This is a genomic window from Salmonella sp. A1325 (assembly GCF_056991255.1).
Genome location: NZ_JAMLWO010000001.1, coordinates 1 through 20,175 on the forward strand (window position 1 = coordinate 1; position 20,175 = coordinate 20,175).

The following is a 20,175-nucleotide window of genomic DNA, read 5'->3' on the forward strand; positions in this document are numbered from 1 at the left end:
GCTTGAAGAGGATAAAATGGGTGAGCAATTATCGATCCCTTATCCGGGCAGCCCGTTTACGGGCCGTAAGTAACGAAGTTTGATGCAAATGTCAGATCGTATGCGCCTGTTAGGGCGCGGCTGGTAAGAGAGCCTTACAGGCGCATCTGAAAAACCTCCGGCTATGCCGGAGGATATTTATTTTTAACAAGCGCAGAAGTCGTCAGGATAATGCTACAAAATGTAAAGTTGTGTTTTTCTCGTGACTTACCGCCTGGTGATGCTTGAAAATAGCCATAAGACCCATACGATGTGGGTAATCGCATAGTGCGCTTTGTTAAATTGAGGTTAAAAGAAAATTATGATGCGAATCGCGCTCTTCCTGCTGACGAACCTGGCCGTGATGGTCGTTTTCGGGCTGGTTCTGAGCCTGACAGGGATACAGTCGAGCAGCGTGCAAGGCTTGCTGATCATGGCGCTGCTGTTTGGTTTTGGCGGTTCTTTTATTTCATTGCTGATGTCCAAATGGATGGCGTTAAAATCCGTAGGAGGGGAAGTTATTGAACAGCCTCGCAATGAAAGAGAACGCTGGTTGATGAACACCGTAGCAACGCAAGCGCGCCAGGCCGGTATCGCCATGCCGCAGGTTGCTATCTACCATGCGCCGGACATTAACGCGTTTGCGACGGGCGCACGCCGTGACGCCTCATTGGTCGCTGTGAGCACCGGTTTGTTGCAAAACATGAGCCCTGACGAAGCGGAAGCCGTCATTGCGCATGAAATCAGCCATATTGCCAATGGCGATATGGTGACGATGACGTTGATTCAGGGGGTGGTTAACACCTTCGTTATCTTTATTTCGCGCATTATCGCGCAAATTGCTGCTGGTTTTCTGGGCGGCAACCGCGATGAAGGCGAAGGAAGTAACGGTAATCCGCTAATCTATTTCGCCGTTGCGACGGTGCTGGAACTGGTCTTCGGTATTCTGGCGAGCATCATCACCATGTGGTTCTCCCGTTACCGTGAGTTTCATGCCGATGCGGGATCGGCGAAGCTGGTAGGCCGTGAAAAAATGATTGCCGCGTTGCAGCGCCTGAAAACCAGCTACGAGCCGCAAGAAGCGACCAGCATGATGGCGTTTTGTATTAACGGTAAATCGAAATCGTTAAGCGAGCTGTTTATGACGCACCCACCGCTGGATAAACGCATCGAAGCGCTGCGTAGCGGCGAGTACCTGAAATAATAAGCCCACTGGCAAGTATGAAAAGCGCGTCGAATGACGCGCTTTTTTTACGCCTGAACGCGTGGTTGCGTAATACGTAAACCGCTCACCACCGCCGCGAGAGTCGCCAGGATCGCTGCCGCGAGCAGAGAAAGATGCGTACCGCTATCGCCAAACTGGTTCAACATCAGCGCTACCAGCGCGGCGCCAGTACTTTGGCCTAACAGTCGCGCCGTGCCCAGCATCCCGCTGGCGCCACCGCTGCGCTCACGCGGCGCGGAAGTGATAATGGTGTGATTATTCGGCGACTGGAACAGGCCAAACCCTGCGCCACAAAGGATCATTGGCCAGATAATATTCAGATCGGAGGGGGAGGCTGGCAACATGACCAGCGCAAACAACCCGGCTGCCATTATCACCATTCCCAGCGCCCCCAGCAAACCGGCATGAAGACGTTCTATCAGGTATCCCGCCAGCGGCGCCATCACCATCGTTGCCAGTGGCCAGGGCGTCAATAACAGGCCGGTTTCTACTTCGCTACGGCCCAGCACGGTTTGCAGATAAAAAGGTAGCGAGACCATGGCTAACATTTGCGCGCAGAACGAGCAAATTGACGTGCCGATCGAGAGTGAAAAAAGCGGAATGCGTAACAAGTCGATGGGTAACAAAGGGACGGGCAAAGAAAGCTGGCGGCGCACGAAGAAAAACCCGACCACGACCAGAACGAGCAGCTCTGCGCCAATCAACGTTAGCGACTGTCCCTGGGCAAAGCCGCTCAATGCGGTAATCAGCAGGCCAAATGTGAGCGCATTCATTACCGCGCTCGGTAAGTCAAAGCGCGGCTTAGTGTCATGGGCGATGTTTGCTGGTAAAAAGCGTATGGCCAGAATTAACGCGATGATACCTAACGGGACATTAATCAGAAACAGCCATTTCCATGATGAGATGGACAAAATCGCCGCGGCGATCGTCGGACCCGCGGCGGAAGAGACTGCGACGATAAAAGAGTTAATTCCCATGCCTCGTCCCAGATGACGCTGGGGGTAGATAAGACGAATCAGCGCCGTGTTTACGCTCATTAGCGCCGCGCCGCCAAATCCCTGCGCGATGCGCGCCAGCGTCAGCATCTGCAGCGAGTCTGAAAGCGCGCAAAACAATGATGAAAGCAGAAATACCACTAAACCACATTTGTAGATCCGGCGATAACCAAACATGTCGCCTAAAAAAGACAGGGAAAGCAGTGAGACGACAATGGCAATTTGGTACGCATTGACAATCCAGATAGAGCTGGCAGGGGAGGCATGTAAATCAGTCGCAATGGTTGGCAGCGCGACATTAGCGATTGCGCCATCCAGAACCGCCATCGAAATACCGATAATAATCGTCAGGATAGCGCCGTATCTCTGCGGGAGGGGCAGGCCATCGGCCCGTGTTTTTTCCATAAGTATTTTGTAATAAGGGGAATTATGAGCTGAATAATAATGTTAGCATTAATACTGAGTTGTTATGTCGCAGATTTGTAACGAAGTAAGCAAAGATGGATTGCGGGCGACCTGGCGTGAAATTATAATAAAAACTCGTTCTGAATTTTATAAAACGCTCGTAATGAGGTGATAAATGGCAAACGCAGATCTGGATAAGCAGCCTGATTCTGTATCTTCTGTGCTGAAAGTTTTCGGCATTCTGCAGGCGCTGGGTGAAGAGCGTGAAATAGGGATTACCGAGCTATCGCAGCGCGTCATGATGTCGAAAAGCACCGTTTATCGCTTTTTGCAAACCATGAAAACGCTGGGCTACGTGGCTCAGGAGGGGGAGTCTGAAAAATACTCTCTGACGCTAAAGCTGTTTGAGCTGGGCGCACGAGCTTTGCAAAATGTTGATCTCATCCGCAGTGCGGACATTCAGATGCGCGAACTGTCTCGTCTGACAAAAGAAACTATCCATCTTGGCGCGCTGGATGAAGACAGCATTGTCTATATCCATAAAATTGACTCTATGTACAATCTGCGGATGTACTCACGTATTGGGCGTCGTAATCCGCTGTACAGTACGGCCATCGGTAAAGTGCTTCTGGCCTGGCGCGACCGTGATGAGGTTAAGCAGATTCTCGACGGCGTAGAGTATAAGCAAAGCACTGGACGCACGATTACCAGCACTGAAGCGTTGCTGCCGCTGTTGGATGACGTGCGTGCGCAAGGCTACGGTGAAGATAACGAAGAACAGGAAGAAGGGTTACGTTGTATCGGCGTACCGGTATTTGACCGTTTTGGCGTAGTCATCGCAGGGTTAAGCATTTCGTTTCCGACGCTGCGCTTTTCAGAAGAACGCCTACAGGAATATGTGGCTATGTTACACACCGCCGCGCGTAAAATTTCTGAACAAATGGGTTACAACGATTATCCCTTCTAAGCAACGTTATTAGCATGACGTTAAAAAAAAAGCAGCTGCGAAAAATGTAGCTGCTTTTTTTATAACATCGGGTGGGATGAAATCGTAAAAGAAGATAATATCTGTCGGCTTATTTAACGGTTATTAAAATATTATTTAACAGTACTTATGAACAACAGCCAATATAGGGGAATTATTGGTGATAGTTTCACTGTGAAATTATTTATTGCCGCTTAGCCATTATCCACCACGGTGGCGCTTTTTCTGAAAATGGGACAGTCGGAAAAGCCAATAATGCCGCTGTTGGTATGGAGATATTGCGCCGTGCTGGTGCCGCGTGCGGTCAGGTAATGGCACTGTAAACCCAGCCCCGCAGCGTTCACTTTACTTCCCACCAGGATGCCATAGCCGCTCATCAGCAGGCCTATCCACACCAGGGCAAACAATACAATTGCGCGAATGATCAAACGCATTACTACCTCTTTTCTTTTTTAGTTAGAATAAGAGTAGCGTGTACATTGATTGAAACAAGTGAATCATTCCTAAAAACATATAATGCCGCTACAGTTACTCCTGGTTTAAGTAACTCATGATAATTTAGCGACATAAGATGTAAGATCGGAGAGTGGAGTGAAAAAATTTCGATGGGTCGTTCTCGGCATCGTGGTGGTAGTATGCCTGTTGCTGTGGGCGCAGGTGTTTAATATCATGTGCGATCAGGATGTACAATTTTTCAGCGGTATTTGCGCCATCAATAAATTTATTCCCTGGTAAACGTTTTACACCAGAGATTTCCTTCCCGTGTAGCAGTGGTAGAATGACGTCTCTACATTGAGGTGGTGAAATGAACGACGTTTTAAACTCTGGTGCGTTTTCTCTTGCATCTTTAATAGTATCAATGGTGGTTCTGGTGGTGGGGCTGGCGCTCTGGTTCTTTGTCAACCGGGCAAGTTCCCGTGCCAACGAGCAGATAGAATTGCTCGAAGCGTTATTGGATCAACAGAAGCGGCAAAACGCGTTGTTACGCCGCCTTTGCGAAGCAAACGAACCAGAAAAAGAAGCGGAACCCGCAACAGCGGCAAGCGAACCAAAAGAGGATGAGGACATCATTCGTCTGGTTGCAGAACGATAATGCTTACCGGGGCGCAAATGGCGCCAGTGCCATACGCCCCATTTCCCCGTCGGATCTCTCCGCGTTGCCGTTTGCAACTGATACTACAGCATCAACACCTTACATAATATATGGCTTTATATGCAACATAGTTTTATATGTATAACAAATGGACATATGTCAATTTTGTGATACCGCTCATTCTCTATTAAAAGCGAAACGTTTCTCTCTCTTTATGGATTGTCATTGTTTGTTCATTATTTTAAGGCATTCTGTAAAGACGCAGAACATCACAAAAAGCGGTGTCGAAAATCGCTTTTCTTTTCTATTATTTTGATTAAAAGGTGTTTTTTATCATTGTGACAATTTATGCATAACTCAGCATAAAAAGTGATATGAAAAATACAGCTTTTAAATGTGATTTGATGCACTGGAAGAAGCGAAGTTATTGAGCTATGGTAGAAAAATGGCTTTTCAGCAGTGACGTTGTCAGGAGTCCGTCAGCGCGTGAGGATATATCTTTCGCAATTTTGTTGCATAAACGTGCTGTCAATTTGTGAAGGTTCTCGTAATTTGTGCGACGGATCGAGACACGTTTAAAAATGGCTTGCCATAATTAACGTTGTATGTGATAACAGGCTTTGGGTTAAACGAGGTACAGTTCTGTTTATGTGTGGCATTTTCAGTAAAGAAGTCCTGAGTAAACACGTTGACGTTGAATACCGCTTCTCTGCCGAACCTTATATTAGTGCCTCAAGCAGTAATGTCTCAGTTTTATCTATGTTATGCCTACGGGCAAAGAAAACACTCTAAGGAATTTTGCAAATGGCAAAGATTAAAGGTCAAGTTAAGTGGTTCAACGAATCCAAAGGTTTTGGCTTCATTACTCCGGCTGACGGCAGCAAAGATGTGTTCGTACACTTCTCCGCTATCCAGGGCAATGGTTTCAAAACTCTGGCTGAAGGCCAGAACGTTGAGTTCGAAATTCAGGACGGCCAGAAAGGTCCGGCTGCTGTTAACGTAACAGCTATCTGATCGACACCACTGATTTGATGCGTTTGTCGCGTCAGCCTCAGATATAAAGCCTCGCTAAAAGCGGGGCTTTTTAATTCAATATCCTTCAAAATGTGTCTGGATGCGCTCTCGTTAGCGATTTGTTGCAAAGGCGCGAGGTTATTAGCATTGTTTTTTCTGGTTTTTCCGGCCGTTTCCCGTTAAATCAATCACCTGAAAAATGATTCGGCTGGAGATCAGGTGAAAAAGAAAAGCGACGGCGATACCCGTAATTTTACGCCCATACGTTTTGCACTACTTTGCACTGCCATTCTGCTCAGTATGGCATTGTTGTTAGGGCGGGTGGCATGGCTGCAAATTGTTACGCCGTCGAAACTGGTGAAACAAGAAGATATGCGCTCGCTTCGTGAAGTGACCACAGCCTCTCCACGCGGCATGATCACCGACAGAGAAGGGCGACCCTTAGCGGTGAGCGTTCCGGTTAATGCTGTCTGGGCCGATCCGAAGACTATCATAAGCAAAGGCGGCGTTGGCTACAATGAGCGCTGGCAGGCGCTGGCCAGCGCCTTACATCTGTCGCTCAGTACGCTTGCGGAACGGGTAAACAGTAACCCGGCAGGCCGTTTTATCTACCTTGCGCGCCAGGTTTCACCCCAGCAAGCCGAATGGATAGATAAATTAAATCTACCGGGTATTAACCTGCGGGAAGAGTCGCGCCGTTTTTACCCTGCCGGACACGTAGCGGCCAATTTGATCGGCTTTACCAATATCGACGGGCAGGGAATAGAAGGTATTGAAAAAAGCTTTAACGCGCAACTGACGGGAAAACCGGGCTCCCGACTGGTGCGTAAAGATAAATTTGGTCACGTTATTGAGAACATTACGGAAGTGAATCCGGTTCCTGCTCATGAACTTCAGCTTAGCATTGATGAACGTCTGCAAACGGTTACCGAAGATGCGCTGGATAACGCCGTCATCTGGAACAAAGCGGAATCCGGCGCTGCCGTATTGATTAACATCCCAACGGGTGAAATTCTCTCGATGGCGAGCTATCCGGATTTCAACCCGAACAACCGTGAAGGCGCGCAGTTGGACGATTTTCGTAACCGCGCGATTAGCGACACTTTCGAACCCGGTTCTACTGTGAAGCCATTGGTCATTATGACTGCGTTACAGCAGGGCATCGTGCAGCCGGACAGTGTTATCGATACCCATCCTTTTACTCTCGATGGACACCGTATCCGCGACGTCGGTTACTATCCGGAACTGACATTAACCGGCATTTTGCAAAAATCCAGCGATACCGGCGTTTCTCACCTTTCTCTGGCGATGCCGGTGCAGAAATTAATGGATACTTATAAAAGCTTTGGTTTCGGCGTGCCTACCGGACTGGGTCTCACCGGAGAGAGCAGCGGGTTATTACCGAAACGCCGTTACTGGAGTGATTTAGATCGCGCTACCTTCGCTTTTGGCTATGGATTAATGGTGACGCCGCTGCAACTGGCGCATGTTTATGCCACGATTGGCAGCTTTGGTATCTACCGTCCGTTATCGATCACCAAAGTTGATCCGCCCGTGATCGGCACGCGGGTAATGCCGGAAGAACTGGTGCACGAGGTGGAACATATGATGGAGAGCGTCGCGTTGCCTGGCGGCGGCGGAACAAAAGCCGCAGTAAGAGACTACCGTATTGCGGTCAAAACCGGGACGGCGAAAAAAATTGGCGATGATGGTAAATACGTCGATAAGTATGTGGCATATACCGCAGGCGTCGCGCCGGCAAGTAACCCCAGATTTGCGCTGGTGGTGGTGATTAATAATCCGCAAAACGGGGCTTATTATGGCGGCGCGGTATCTGCGCCCGTATTCAGCCAGATCATGGGCGATGTGCTGCGGCTGGAAAATGTTGAGCCAGACGGTATGCCAGCCGATTCAGATCACCTTTTGGTGATGCATGGCAGCCACGTTGCGGTTCCGGGCTCGTAAAGGATTTTCCCGGGGCGCAATTCGCGTTACACTTGCGCCCTTTAGCGCCCCAGTCCGGAGTTGTCATGTCGTTTACCTGTCCGCTTTGCCATCAGCCGCTTACGCAGATTAATAACAGCGTTATATGTCCACAGCGCCATCAGTTTGATGTGGCGAAAGAGGGCTACATCAATCTGCTGCCGGTACAGCATAAACGTTCGCGCGATCCGGGCGACAGCGCCGAAATGATGCAGGCGAGGAGAGCGTTTCTTGATGCGGGCCATTATCAGCCGCTGCGCGATGCGGTGATTAACCTCTTGCGCGAGCGGCTGGATCAGTCGGCCACGGCGATTCTGGATATCGGCTGCGGCGAGGGGTATTACACTCATGCTTTTGCCGAGGCGTTGCCGGGAGTCACCACGTTTGGACTGGACGTTGCTAAAACGGCGATCAAAGCGGCGGCGAAACGCTATTCGCAGGTGAAGTTTTGTGTGGCGTCAAGCCATCGACTGCCCTTTGCCGATGCGTCAATGGATGCGGTGATCAGAATCTACGCCCCGTGTAAGGCGCAGGAATTGGCGCGTGTGGTGAAATCTGGTGGTTGGGTCGTTACCGCCACGCCGGGGCCGCATCATCTGATGGAACTAAAAGGGCTCATTTATGATGAGGTGCGTTTACATGCGCCGTATACCGAGCAGCTCGACGGATTCACATTGCAGCAGAGTACCCGCCTTGCTTATCACATGCAGCTCACCGCCGAAGCGGCTTTAGCACTGTTGCAAATGACGCCATTTGCCTGGCGCGCCAGGCCAGAAGTGTGGGAACAACTGGCCGCCAGCACCGGACTTAGCTGCCAGACGGATTTCAACCTTCATCTCTGGCAGCGTAACCGTTAACCGTGAAAATGCGTCCAGAGGATCTGGACGCCAATTCCTATCAGTACGACCCCGCCGAGAATTTCAGCACGCTTACCCAGCATTGGGCCGATAAAGCGACCGATCATCATTCCGAGGGTAGACATGATAAGCGTGGCGCAACCGATAGCTAATGCAGTTGCGATGATGTTTACCTGCAAAAACGCCAGACCGACGCCAACCGCCATCGCATCGAGGCTGGTTGCTATAGCCGTCGTGACTAATAGCCAAAAGCTGTGGCGGCGTAACGGTGTTTCATCTTCATCACTACCGTCGCGGATACCTTCGATGATCATGCGTCCGCCCAGAAAGATCAGCAGAACAAAGGCTATCCAGTGGTTCCATTCCAGAACGAATTTACTCGCCAATATCCCCAGCCCCCAGCCGATTAACGGGGTCAGCGTTTCAACCGCGCCAAAGATAAGACCGGTACGCAATGCTTCTGAGAATTTGGGTTTATGTAGGGTGGCGCCTTTGCCAATTGATGCCGCGAAAGCATCCATCGACATGCCGAAAGCGAGAAGAACAGTAGCAGTAAAGTGCATGACAGCGTCCTGACCGGGGTATCCATTAAACACATCACTGCCCCCAGCAAACATGCATGTCGCCATTCTGTGACGAAATACACAGCAGTTGATGCGCCTATGGTCTCGCCTGACCAGCGGCGGCTGGTCCGTACGCGCCACGTTTTGCAACGAGTATGTTGACGCGTACATTTCCGGAGTCTGGAAATCGGCTACTCCCCAATTGACGGCGCAACATTAACATATTTTTAGAATATAAAACAACAGAGATAAAAATTATTTGTCTTCTAATTGAAAACGATTTTCATTTAGATTTATTCATCAATAAAACGTTAAATTAAATAACAATTGGTCAATAGAAAATATAGCCTTAGCTATATTATGATTCGAAATAAAATTCGAAAAACATAGTTGAGGCTATATCTTAGGTTATTGATTTTCAATAAGAAGCTTATATATTTTTTCCAGATCGTCGATATTGCGTACACGGATAAGCAAGCGTCGTTGTTCTAATTGCATCACCAGTACGCCGTCCTCCGATAAATTCATCTCTTTAATACGGTTATATTCTATCCAGACATTGGCGAAGAAAAAGCCACGTTGTTTAAAGATGATCCGTGGCGTGCGGATCCAGAATATATAAAACCCCATTAACGCCAGCGCACTTAATAACCATGTGGTCATCTGCGCTCCGTGGCTGGTTACGTTGTTATAAATAAGGATGGCGACCAGCCCAACGAAGATAACGCTGTCTACGCGACCACGGCGAAGCAGGGCTATAGAAAGCAGAGTGGGGCCATTGCGACGGGGCATGATGAACTGATCGTAGAGAGCGTAAGCCAATAATGCGGCAATAAAGAGAATCAGCACCAGGTCCGTGATAGTCATTTATCCTCCAGAGAAATAAAAAAACGGGGCCGTTTGGCCCCGGTAGTGTACAACAGCCTTACTGGCCCAGCAGTCCTACGGAGTAGCCGGCGATACCAATGACGAAGAAGCCCACGATAATCCACAGCGGGTTAACTTTCTTACGCAGCAGCCACATACAGGCAAAGGTCAACAGTAGCGGAACCAGACCCGGCATCAGCTGGTCGAGAATGGTTTGCACGGTGGTAACGCGTGTCTGACCATCCTGACCGGTGATGGTGGAGACCACCAGCGGGATATTCACATGCGTCCACTTGTTAACCAATGCCCCCATGACAAACAGGCCGAGGATTGACGCCCCCTCAGTCAGTTTTTGCAGGAAGCCGCCGCCCATATCTTTAACGATATCGACGCCTTTGCGGTAGCCATAAGCCACGCCATAATAACGGGTCGCCAGACGCACCAGGTTAAACAGGATGAAAAACAGCAGCGGACCAAGCAGGCTGCCGCTCATTGCAATACCTGCGCCCAGCGCCGCGAATACCGGACGGACGGTACCCCAGAAGATAGGGTCGCCGACGCCTGCCAGCGGTCCCATCAGACCGACTTTGATACCGTTGATAGCACCATCGTCAATCTCTGCGCCGTTCGCACGCTTTTCTTCCATTGCCAGGGTCACGCCCAGTACCGGCGCCGCAACGTAAGGATGGGTGTTAAAGAACTCCAGGTGACGTTTAATCGCCTGTTTACGCGCGTCATTATTCTCCGGATACAGGCGACGAATCGCCGGCACCATAGAGAAGCAGAAGCCCAGCGCTTGCATACGTTCGAAGTTCCACGACCCCTGGAACAGGTTAGAACGAAGAAATACGCCGCGAATATCGCTCGGAGTGAGTTTTTTCTCGGTGGTAGTTTTAGTCATATCAACCATTTCGCTCACCTGTTAGTCCAGTTCGTTATCGAGATCGTTATTGCCAGCCGCCGCTGCAGGCGCGCCCGCTACACGGTTGTATTTCGGGCTCAGCTGGATGTAAAGGATAGCCATCACTGCGCCGATGACACCCAGTGCGACCAGGTTGAAGTTTGTGAAAGCCGCGGTGACGAAACCGAGGTAGAAGAACGGCATCAGGTAGCCTGCGCGCATCATGTTGATAACCATCGCATAACCAACCACGACGATCATGCCGCCGGCGATGTTCAGACCGCCTGTGACGACTTCAGGAATCGCATTCAGCATTCCCTGTACTTCGCTGGTGCCTACGGAGATGGCAACGATAACCGCTGGGATAGCGATACGCATTGCCTGCAGGAACAGAGAAGAAACGTGCAGCCAGGAGAGCGCCGTCAGGTTGCCGTTTTCAGCCGCCTTGTCCGCCGCGTGCTGGAATGCCACGGTGATGGTACGTACGATAATGGTCAGTACCTGGCCTGCCGCCGCCAGCGGAATCGCCAGCGCGATACCGGCGCCAATGCTTTGATGCCCGGCGATGACCAGAACGGTAGAGATGATGGACGCCAGTGCGGCATCAGGCGCAACGGCAGCACCGATGTTCATCCAGCCCAGAGCGATCATTTCCAGAGTACCGCCGATGATAATACCGGTTTTCATGTCCCCCAGAACGGCGCCGATTAAGGTACAGGCGATCAGCGGACGGTGGAACTGAAATTCATCAAGTACCGACTCCATACCCGCGATACATGCGACGATGAACACCAGCACAATCTGAAGAGTGGTAATCTCCATTGTACTTCTCCTATTGCTATCTTAAGTGTGAAAGCTAATTAAATGCCGGCGGTTATTTCGCCACTTTGGCAATTAAATCCATCATTTTCAGTTTCGGATCGGTGGAAACTTTACGCACCTCAAGCTCGATGCCGCGCTCGTTGAGCTTTTTAAAGGCTTCGATATCCTTTTCATCGACGGAAACGGCGTTGTTCACCTGCGTTTTACCTTGACGATAGGCCATACCGCCAATGTTCACGGAAGTGACTTTCACGCCGCCCTCAACGATGCGCTCGACGTCGGTAGGATTGGTAAACAGAAGCATCACGCGTTCGCCGGCGTATTTCGGGTTATTGTAGACGCGAATCATCTTCGCGACGTCAACCACATGCGCCGTAACGCCCGGCGGCGCAACTTGCGTCAGCAGCGTTTTACGAACGGTATCCGCCGCGACTTCATCGCTCACAACAATAATACGGCTGACATTGGTCTCTTTGGTCCAGCGGGTAGCGACCTGACCGTGAATGAGGCGGTCATCAATACGGGCAAGCCCGATAACCATATAATCACTCGGGCCCATCGGTTTTGCCGGCGCGGCCGCTTTTGGCGCGGCGGCGACTGGCGCTGGCGCGGCTTTTTCTACCGGTTTAGCTTTCAGCGCTTTTACGCCTTCACGACCGGTTTCTACCGCCAGTGCGACCAGCTCGTCAAAGCTTGGATCGTCGTCACGAGCCATAAACGTTTCGACCAGCATCGGGATGTTGACGCCGGCAATAACTTCATAGCGCTCTTTATCGACGACAATGCGGCTGGCAGCATTAAACGGACTGCCTCCCCATGTATCAACGAGAAATAGCACACCTTTACTGGTATCGAGTTTAGCCAACTGAGCGTTGTACTTTTCGATCAGCGTTTCGGCATTTTCGCCTGGAACGAAATCGATCCAGCCGACGTTTTCCTGCTCGCCTAACAGCATTTCGGCTGTTTTAAGTAACTGCTCTGCAGCCCAACCATGTGTGCCTATAACAATAGCAATGGTCACTTGCTACCTCCTTTATTATTGTCAACACATCAACTTGACAGATGTATTTTTTGAATTGTCGTCCACAATCGAATCGATTCAGATGAGGGTTACAACGAAAAACGCATGATTTTCGTGAATTATTTTAGATATCGAAAAAAATATTTTGTGTGATGGAGATCCGTAATTTTGTTTTCGATAATGAGAAATTTCGAAGTGTAAAATATCCTGGTTACATCTCTTTGCAAAGGAAGGTAAATCTTTGCCAAAAACCAGTTGTCTCTGTTATGTTTAGCTTCCGTTTAATTAGAATGGGGTATAGGGCAGCAGCCCGTTGTATGGATCGTCACCGACGTCATTTCACTCTTTGGCCGTTTTGCGCCTGTCAATCTGGCATATCTTGCCATAGCCTTACTTTGTTTATTGCGTTACCGCCTGCATCCTTTGAGATGTTGTGGGCGCCGTTTAGTCATTCCTTAAGCAGGAGCTTGTCATGGAATTATTAATGGATCCCTCAATTTGGGTGGGTTTACTCACGCTCGTCGTCCTGGAAATTGTCCTGGGTATCGATAACCTGGTCTTTATCGCGATCCTCGCCGATAAATTGCCGCCAAAGCAGCGTGACAAAGCGCGTCTTATCGGGCTCTCGCTGGCGCTGATTATGCGTCTGGCGCTGCTGTCCATTATTTCGTGGCTGGTGACCTTAACAAAGCCGCTCTTTACCGTCTGGGATTTTACCTTCTCCGGCCGCGATTTAATTATGCTGCTGGGCGGTATATTCCTGCTGTTTAAAGCGACCACCGAGCTGCATGAACGTCTGGAAAACCGCGAGCATGACACCGGACACGGTAAAGGCTATGCGAGCTTCTGGGTGGTAGTCACGCAGATTGTCATCCTGGATGCGGTCTTCTCGCTGGACGCCGTGATTACGGCGGTAGGTATGGTAAACCATCTGCCGGTTATGATGGCGGCGGTGGTGATTGCGATGGCGGTGATGCTACTGGCGTCAAAACCGCTGACCCGTTTTGTCAACCAGCATCCGACGGTGGTGGTGCTCTGTCTGAGTTTCCTGCTGATGATCGGCCTGAGTCTGGTGGCGGAAGGGTTTGGTTTCCATATTCCGAAAGGCTACCTGTACGCGGCAATTGGTTTCTCGATCGTTATCGAGGTGTTTAACCAGATTGCGCGCCGCAACTTTATTCGTCATCAGTCCACGTTGCCGCTGCGCGCGCGTACTGCGGACGCTATCCTGCGTCTGATGGGCGGTAAACGCCAGGCGAGTACACAACATGAGACGGATAGCCCGGCCGCGATATCGGTGTCGGAAGGCGCCTTCGCCGAAGAAGAACGCTACATGATTAACGGCGTACTGACTCTGGCGTCGCGCTCCCTGCGCGGCATTATGACGCCGCGAGGCGAAATTAGTTGGGTGGATGCGAATCTCAGCGTAGCTGAAATCCGTCAGCAGTTACTCTCTTCTCCGCATAGCCTGTTCCCGGTATGTCGGGGCGAGCTGGATGAAATTATCGGTATCGTTCGGGCGAAAGAGTTGCTGGTGGCGCTGGAAGAGGGCGCGGACGTTGCGGCTATCGCCGCGTCTTCCCCGGCGATAGTGGTGCCGGAAACGCTTGATCCTATCAATCTGTTAGGCGTTTTGCGTCGCGCGCGCGGCAGTTTCGTTATCGTCACTAACGAGTTCGGCGTGGTGCAGGGGCTGGTTACGCCGCTGGATGTGCTGGAAGCGATTGCCGGTGAGTTCCCGGATGCCGATGAAACGCCGGAAATCGTTGCCGATGCCGAGGGCTGGATAGTGAAGGGCGGCACCGATCTCCATGCGCTACAGCAGGCGCTGGAAGTTGACCATCTGGTGAACGAAGAGGGCGATATTGCGACGGTAGCGGGGTTAGTGATCGCCGCTAATGGCCATATTCCTCGTGTTGGCGATGTCATTGATGTTCCGCCACTGCGGATCACCATTGTCGAGGCCAACGACTACCGTGTCGATCTGGTTCGGATTGTTAAAGAACAGCCTGCCCACGACGAAGAGGAATAACGTCACACGCAGGAATCAAGTCTATAGATGCGGCATCGCGGACATAATCTGTCCGTTATGCCGGGCGGGCGGCGGCGCGCTGCCCGCCAGCCACTGTGGAAATTCGCTAATGGGCATCGGCTTCGCATAGAGATAGCCCTGTAACATTTGCACGCCATGCTGGCGCAAATGCTGTGCCTGCGTCTGGTTTTCGACCCCTTCCGCCACCAGTTCAATATTCAGTTTTTGCCCCAGCGCGATAATAATATCGGTCACCGTTGAATTGACCGCATCGGTACCGATGGCGGCGGTGAAGGATTTATCGATTTTCAAAATATCCGGCCGCAGTTTTTCCAGCCAGGAGAGCGAGCTGTTTCCTGTGCCAAAATCATCGATGGCTAACTTGACGCCTTTACGATGCAGCTCGCGCATCAGGCGGTAATCAACGTCAAGCAACGCGTCGCGTTCCGTGAGCTCCAGCACCAGTTGCTGAACAGGTTCCGCACTAAACCAGTACTGATTAAGATCCTTGAGAAGCACGCCGTGTCGGAAATGGCTTGCCGCCACATTGATGCCGATATGAAACTGATGGTTGATGGGGAAGTAGTGCCGCTGCCGAATGGTTTCCGCAATCACATAGCGGGTCAGCGGCGCTATCAGGTTATGCTCCTCGGCGATAGGAATAAAAACATCCGGTGAGATCCAGCCCTGGCGCGGGTTATTCCAGCGTAACAGGATCTCAACGCCGGTACACTGCTGCGTGCGGGCATTAAGCAACGGCTGACAAAATAGCTCAAACTCCCGTTCGGCAAGGGCCAGATTAATCTCCCAGGAAAAGCTCATTCTGCTGGCCGTCGCCAGCCAGGCGATATAACCGATCAACAGGCTAAGCAATACGGCCAGGGGTAACTGTGTCGGGAGATGTTTGAACGCCAGTACGCCTGCCGACGGCCCGCTGACGCTGATAGTAAAAGGGAAATGCCGCGATGAAAGCTGGTAACGCTCTTCATCTTTTTTTAATTCTGGAAGAGTATCGACCACGCCCCGACCATATAACAGGTGCCGTTTGCCGACCGTCAGGCTGGCGCTGGTAATTTGCGGCTGCTGTGGCTCAAGTAGCATGGTCGTCAGCAAGCCAATATTCACAATTTCCATCACGCCATCCTGACCATCGGCAGAGGCGGGATACCACTGAATGAGGATCGGACTTCCCTTGAGTAACGAGTGATCCGTGGAAAGTAGCAGCAGATCGCCGGCTGCGGGAAGATCAGGCTGAAGCTGGCGTATGGGAGTATTACGGGCGCCAAAAATGCTTGAGCAGTAGAGAATTCCTTCTTTCACCAGTCCGATAGAACGAATGGTTTGCAGGCGGGCGGCTTGCTTACGCAACGGCAAATGCGCGGTCGCGCACGGAAGCTCAAGCAAGGGTAGCAGTATGTTTCGTCCGACCAGGAGAGGATGCAGCACATTATCCAGCGCATCAACGGCATGATTCGCGAATGCAACCGTGCGATGGTGATTTAAGTTCCGCTCCGAAATAAATCGGATGCTCAGCGTAAGAATGAGCGTGACCAGTGCACAAATCGTGCAAACAATGAAACGATTACGGCGATAATGATTGATGATCCGTTGTGCTGTTTGCATGCGGGCCGCCCAATAAGCGTTGGCGACAAAAGCCAACCGCGACACAGCAAGTGTAGTGGGGAAACGTGGAGTCGACGAGGAAGAGATAAAAATTTCGCCCATCCGTAGCAGATGGGCGAAGGGAGAGGAAACGGCGTTTAATCACACTGGACTTTAATGGCCAGCCCGCCGCGCGACGTTTCGCGGTATTTTGCGTTCATGTCTTTTCCGGTCTCGTACATCGTTTCAATGACTTTATCCAACGAGACGCGCGGCGCGCTGGTTCGGCGCATGGCCATACGCGCAGCGTTGATCGCTTTAACCGAAGCAATGGCGTTACGCTCGATACACGGCACCTGCACCTGACCGGCAACCGGGTCGCAGGTCAGCCCCAGGTTATGCTCCATGCCGATTTCAGCGGCAACGCAAACCTGTTCCGGGCTGGCGCCCAACAGTTCAGCAAGGCCTGCCGCCGCCATCGAACAGGCGACCCCGACTTCACCCTGACAGCCGACTTCCGCGCCGGAAATAGACGCGTTCATCTTATACAGCGCGCCAATAGCGCCTGCTGCCAGGAAGTAGCGGGTGTAAATATCCGGGCTGACAGACTCAATAAAATGGTCGTAGTAAGCCAGTACCGCAGGAACGATGCCGCACGCGCCGTTGGTTGGCGCCGTCACGACGCGACCGCCTGCGGCGTTCTCTTCGTTCACCGCCAGAGCAAACATGTTCACCCAGTCAATGACGTTCATCGGATCGCTGGAAAGCTTATCGCTGGAAACCAGCATACGACGCAGCGCAGAGGCGCGACGCGGTACGCGCAGCGGCCCCGGCAGCACGCCTTCGGTATTCATACCGCGATCAATACAGGCCTGCATGGTCTGCCAGACGTGACCGAAATACTCTTCAATCTCTTTCTTGCTATGCAGCGCCAGTTCGTTTTGCATCACCATGCCGGAGAGTGAAAGGCCGGTACTGTTGCAATACTCCAGCATTTCTTTCGCCGATTTAAACGGATAAGGTACAGTAACCTCATTCGTCGCTTCCTGGCCGAAATGCGCTTCATCAACGATAAAGCCGCCGCCGATGGAATAGTACGTCTTGCTATAAATGACCGTGTCGTCATGCCAGGCGTGGATCTGCATCCCGTTTTCATGCAGCGGCAAATTGCCGTTGTGAAAACGCATTCCGTCATCTTTCGGGAAGTCGACTTCGTGACGTCCTTGGGCCAGTAACAGACGCTCGCGCGTTTCGACGTCGCGAATAAAACCGGGGATACTATCAATATCCACGGTAGCGGGTTCATTACCCGCCAGACCCATAATAATGGCGATATCGGTATGGTGACCTTTCCCCGTCAGCGACAGCGAGCCGTAGACATCGACAGCGACGCGGGTAACGTTATCCAGTAATCCTTTTTCGACCAGGTCATCGACGAACTGTTTACCGGCCTTCATCGGGCCAACAGTGTGGGAAGAGGAGGGACCAATCCCTACCTTAAACATGTCGAATAGGCTAATCACGATAATACTCCTGACAGGGCAACCGGGGCTTCCGGTTACGATGTTATAACTGCGCATAGTGTAAGAGGGAACGCTGGCATCAGCTTAACTATTCACATGAATTAAACTAATGAATAACCGCGTTTTTACTAATATTGCGACAGTAATCTCAAGTCGTGTCTTGCGCGCGTAAAGTTAAGTATATACACGTTGCCCTTCAGGCTGCCTCTTTGGGGGAGGCGATTGTTACCGCCTTGAGGCAACGTGAATGGCGTTGTGTACAGTCAGGGCTTTACGCCGATTTGCAGCGCCAGCTCACGAAGAATGTTTGCGGTCATGCCCCAGACGAAATAATGCTCATACCAGGAGAGCCATACGCGGTGCGAATTGCCGCGACGGTAAATATCAAGCGGATGATATCGACCCAGTTGCAACGCTTGCGCCAGCGGCATTTCAAACACCGCAGACACTTCGTCTTCACTGGCGCGCCAGGGGAGATTTGGCGGAATAATGCCGACCACCGGGGTGACCTGAAAACCGGTCACGCTGTCTACCGGCGGTAAAACGCCAATCACTTCCACAGCTTGTGGCGGGATGGCGACTTCCTCCTGCGCTTCGCGAAGCGCTGCGGCGATAAGCGAAGCATCGGTACTGTCCACGGCCCCGCCGGGAAAGGCGACCTGTCCGGCGTGTTTGCGCAAATGAATAGCCCGCTGGGTCAACAGCAGCCCCGGCTGGGGGCGGCGAACCACAGGGATCAGTACGGAGGCCTGACGTTGGTTCAACGTTTCATGAGTCATCTGCGGGCGCAAAAGCTGAAAGCGCGATAAGAAATGATCGAGCGTCAGACGGCTGGTATCCACGTATTAGTTCTCCAGTGGGGGCAGGATACGATTAACTTTATCAAAAGTTTCCTGATATTCCGCTTCTTCGTTGCTATCGGCCACGATACCGCCGCCGGCTGAGCAATAGAGTTGGCCCTGCGTTGCCGTGACGGTGCGGATAGTAATACTGGTATCCATCTTGCCGCAGAAACTCAGATAACCGATGCTACCGCACCAGGCGTTGCGTCGCTGCGGCTCCAGTTCGTCGATAATTTCCATTGCCCGCACTTTAGGCGCGCCGGTAATGGAGCCGCCGGGGAAAGCCGCGCGCAGCAGGTCGGTGGCATGAAGCGAGTCCGGTAAACGGGCAGTAATGGTGCTAACCAGATGGTGAACGGCAGGAAATGGTTCGACGACGAACAGTTCCGGCACTTTCACCGAACCTGGTACGGCGACCCGGCCAATATCGTTACGCATCAAATCGACGATCATCAAATTTTCAGCGCGATCTTTCATTGAGTTGGCCAGTTTCTGCGCCTGCTGACGATCCGCCTGCGGATCGTTAAGCCGTGGAAGCGTACCTTTGATCGGGCGCGTCTGAATATGACCGTTCTCCAGTTGGATAAAACGCTCGGGAGAAAGGCTCAATATGGCGCCGTCATGTAAACGAAGAAAGGCGCTGAACGGGGCGCGATTTGCGCGGTTAAGGCGTTCGAAAGCCTGCCACTCATCACCCTCGTAGCTCGCCTGAAAACGCTGGGAAAGATTGACCTGATAGCAGTCCCCGCTGTGCAGCCAGGCCTGCACCTGACGAAACTTCTCGCCATACTCGCAACGCGTCATATTGGATTGCCAGGCCGAGGTAAGCCTGAAGGGCGTGCGGGTCGGCGCGCGCTGGCTGGTGAGCCAGCGATATCGGGCGTCTGCATCGTGATAGCTTATCAGCGACACCACCTGTTTTTGGTGATCGACAATCAGCGCCCAGTCGTAAAGGCCAATCGCCATATCGGGTAAAGCGATATCGCGCGCGGCAGTATCGGGCAGAATTTCGAAACGCCGCCCTAAATCGTAACCAAACAGACCCAGCGCGCCGCCCTGAAAGGGTAAGTCAGGGTCAGGCTGAGGATGAAAAGGCAGCGCCTCCAGTTGAGTCTGCAAAACGTGTAACGGATCGTCGAGAGTGACGGTAGTTGTGCGCGCAGTACATACCGTGGTTTCCTGCGCGCGCGTGGTCAGCGTGGTGACAGGATCGGCGACCAGAATATCAAAACGGTTATAGGGATGAATAGCATCACCTGAATGCAGCAGCATCGCCCAGGGCAAATGGTTTACGGGCGCAAAATAGTGTTCAGCGGCGTCCGGACGCCAGGGTAAGGTGATAACAGTGGGAGATAACGTCTTCATCATTCCTGACTCGTTACAACACTACTGGCTTACCGCCGGGTAGCGTGAAATAATTAGCGCTA

The 20,175-nt window shown here is 51.7% G+C and carries 21 protein-coding genes, 1 pseudogene and 1 riboswitch; of the genes and pseudogenes, 11 read left to right on the forward strand and 11 right to left on the reverse strand.

The window, feature by feature from the left end:
• Window positions 1–73, forward strand: a pseudogene (locus tag NAZ64_RS00005) (IS200/IS605 family transposase); the annotation flags it as partial.
• Between the two features lie 267 nt (window positions 74–340).
• Window positions 341–1,222: a protease HtpX gene (gene htpX / locus NAZ64_RS00010; protein WP_000984498.1), complete on the forward strand. Its 882-nt coding sequence runs from the start codon at window positions 341–343 to the stop codon at window positions 1,220–1,222.
• Between the two features lie 47 nt (window positions 1,223–1,269).
• On the opposite strand, the gene NAZ64_RS00015 is transcribed toward htpX, so the two are convergent.
• Window positions 1,270–2,643, reverse strand: a complete 1,374-nt coding sequence (locus tag NAZ64_RS00015; RefSeq protein WP_000416139.1) for an MFS transporter — start codon at window positions 2,641–2,643, stop codon at window positions 1,270–1,272.
• Between the two features lie 175 nt (window positions 2,644–2,818).
• On the opposite strand from NAZ64_RS00015, the gene kdgR reads away from it, so the two are divergent.
• Complete coding sequence (kdgR, locus tag NAZ64_RS00020; protein ID WP_134944741.1) at window positions 2,819–3,610, forward strand: DNA-binding transcriptional regulator KdgR; 792 nt, start codon at window positions 2,819–2,821, stop codon at window positions 3,608–3,610.
• A 212-nt stretch (window positions 3,611–3,822) separates the two neighbouring features.
• Here the strand turns inward: kdgR and yobH are convergent, their stop codons facing one another.
• A complete protein-coding gene (gene yobH / locus NAZ64_RS00025; RefSeq protein WP_001236778.1) occupies window positions 3,823–4,062 on the reverse strand; it encodes an invasion protein YobH in 240 nt (79 codons plus the stop codon).
• A 157-nt stretch (window positions 4,063–4,219) separates the two neighbouring features.
• Between yobH and mgrB the strand changes: the two genes are divergently transcribed.
• The 6 genes from mgrB to rlmA all read left to right on the forward strand — a co-directional run bounded on the left by mgrB (window position 4,220) and on the right by rlmA (window position 8,575).
• A complete protein-coding gene (mgrB, locus tag NAZ64_RS00030) occupies window positions 4,220–4,363 on the forward strand; it encodes a PhoP/PhoQ regulatory lipoprotein MgrB (RefSeq protein WP_000714547.1) in 144 nt (47 codons plus the stop codon).
• Window positions 4,364–4,433: 70 nt separating this feature from the next.
• Window positions 4,434–4,721 carry a YebO family protein gene (locus tag NAZ64_RS00035; RefSeq protein ID WP_001000660.1) on the forward strand — a complete coding sequence of 96 codons (288 nt, stop codon included), beginning with the start codon at window positions 4,434–4,436 and terminating at the stop codon, window positions 4,719–4,721.
• 648 nt (window positions 4,722–5,369) lie between these two features.
• Entirely contained in the window at window positions 5,370–5,513 is a 144-nt protein-coding gene (locus tag NAZ64_RS00040; RefSeq protein ID WP_001537930.1) for a DUF2627 domain-containing protein, read from the forward strand.
• Between the two features lie 12 nt (window positions 5,514–5,525).
• A complete protein-coding gene (gene cspE / locus NAZ64_RS00045; RefSeq protein ID WP_001062678.1) occupies window positions 5,526–5,735 on the forward strand; it encodes a transcription antiterminator/RNA stability regulator CspE in 210 nt (69 codons plus the stop codon).
• Between the two features lie 219 nt (window positions 5,736–5,954).
• On the forward strand, window positions 5,955–7,700 hold the full coding sequence (gene ftsI, locus NAZ64_RS00050) for a peptidoglycan glycosyltransferase FtsI (protein ID WP_000730322.1): 1,746 nt from the start codon (window positions 5,955–5,957) through the stop codon (window positions 7,698–7,700).
• Window positions 7,701–7,765: 65 nt separating this feature from the next.
• Window positions 7,766–8,575, forward strand: coding sequence for a 23S rRNA (guanine(745)-N(1))-methyltransferase (gene rlmA / locus NAZ64_RS00055; protein WP_220569839.1), 810 nt, complete (start codon window positions 7,766–7,768; stop codon window positions 8,573–8,575).
• Here rlmA and mntP read toward each other — a convergent pair.
• From mntP to manX, 5 genes are all read right to left on the reverse strand, one after another.
• Entirely contained in the window at window positions 8,572–9,138 is a 567-nt protein-coding gene (gene mntP / locus NAZ64_RS00060) for a manganese efflux pump MntP (protein ID WP_220569841.1), read from the reverse strand. The genes rlmA and mntP overlap by 4 nt on opposite strands.
• Before the next feature lie 111 nt (window positions 9,139–9,249).
• A riboswitch (yybP-ykoY riboswitch) is annotated at window positions 9,250–9,351 on the reverse strand.
• 195 nt (window positions 9,352–9,546) lie between these two features.
• Entirely contained in the window at window positions 9,547–10,005 is a 459-nt protein-coding gene (locus tag NAZ64_RS00065; protein WP_000156280.1) for a DUF986 family protein, read from the reverse strand.
• A 58-nt stretch (window positions 10,006–10,063) separates the two neighbouring features.
• A complete protein-coding gene (locus NAZ64_RS00070; protein ID WP_001518647.1) occupies window positions 10,064–10,915 on the reverse strand; it encodes a PTS mannose transporter subunit IID in 852 nt (283 codons plus the stop codon).
• A 12-nt stretch (window positions 10,916–10,927) separates the two neighbouring features.
• On the reverse strand, window positions 10,928–11,728 hold the full coding sequence (manY, locus tag NAZ64_RS00075) for a PTS mannose transporter subunit IIC (RefSeq protein ID WP_000406918.1): 801 nt from the start codon (window positions 11,726–11,728) through the stop codon (window positions 10,928–10,930).
• 52 nt (window positions 11,729–11,780) lie between these two features.
• Window positions 11,781–12,749 (reverse strand): PTS mannose transporter subunit IIAB, encoded by a 969-nt coding sequence (gene manX, locus NAZ64_RS00080; protein WP_076935325.1) that lies wholly within the window; start codon window positions 12,747–12,749, stop codon window positions 11,781–11,783.
• Window positions 12,750–13,066: 317 nt separating this feature from the next.
• Between manX and NAZ64_RS00085 the strand changes: the two genes are divergently transcribed.
• On the forward strand, window positions 13,067–13,234 hold the full coding sequence (locus tag NAZ64_RS00085) for a protein YoaL (RefSeq protein ID WP_370739650.1): 168 nt from the start codon (window positions 13,067–13,069) through the stop codon (window positions 13,232–13,234).
• Window positions 13,222–14,781, forward strand: coding sequence for a CNNM family cation transport protein YoaE (yoaE, locus tag NAZ64_RS00090; RefSeq protein ID WP_000421815.1), 1,560 nt, complete (start codon window positions 13,222–13,224; stop codon window positions 14,779–14,781). Before NAZ64_RS00085 ends, yoaE begins: the two co-directional genes overlap by 13 nt.
• A gap of 21 nt (window positions 14,782–14,802) precedes the next feature.
• Here yoaE and NAZ64_RS00095 read toward each other — a convergent pair whose 3' ends face one another.
• The 4 genes from NAZ64_RS00095 to pabB form a co-directional block, all read right to left on the reverse strand.
• Window positions 14,803–16,404 carry an EAL domain-containing protein gene (locus NAZ64_RS00095; RefSeq protein ID WP_076935323.1) on the reverse strand — a complete coding sequence of 534 codons (1,602 nt, stop codon included), beginning with the start codon at window positions 16,402–16,404 and terminating at the stop codon, window positions 14,803–14,805.
• A gap of 137 nt (window positions 16,405–16,541) precedes the next feature.
• On the reverse strand, window positions 16,542–17,906 hold the full coding sequence (gene sdaA, locus NAZ64_RS00100; RefSeq protein WP_000624274.1) for an L-serine ammonia-lyase: 1,365 nt from the start codon (window positions 17,904–17,906) through the stop codon (window positions 16,542–16,544).
• 263 nt (window positions 17,907–18,169) lie between these two features.
• Window positions 18,170–18,748, reverse strand: coding sequence for a CoA pyrophosphatase (locus NAZ64_RS00105; RefSeq protein WP_220569842.1), 579 nt, complete (start codon window positions 18,746–18,748; stop codon window positions 18,170–18,172).
• Between the two features lie 3 nt (window positions 18,749–18,751).
• The gene (pabB, locus tag NAZ64_RS00110; protein ID WP_079986559.1) at window positions 18,752–20,116 is read right to left on the reverse strand and encodes an aminodeoxychorismate synthase component 1; all 1,365 of its coding nucleotides are present in this window, start codon (window positions 20,114–20,116) and stop codon (window positions 18,752–18,754) included.
• Window positions 20,117–20,175: the final 59 nt, after the last annotated feature.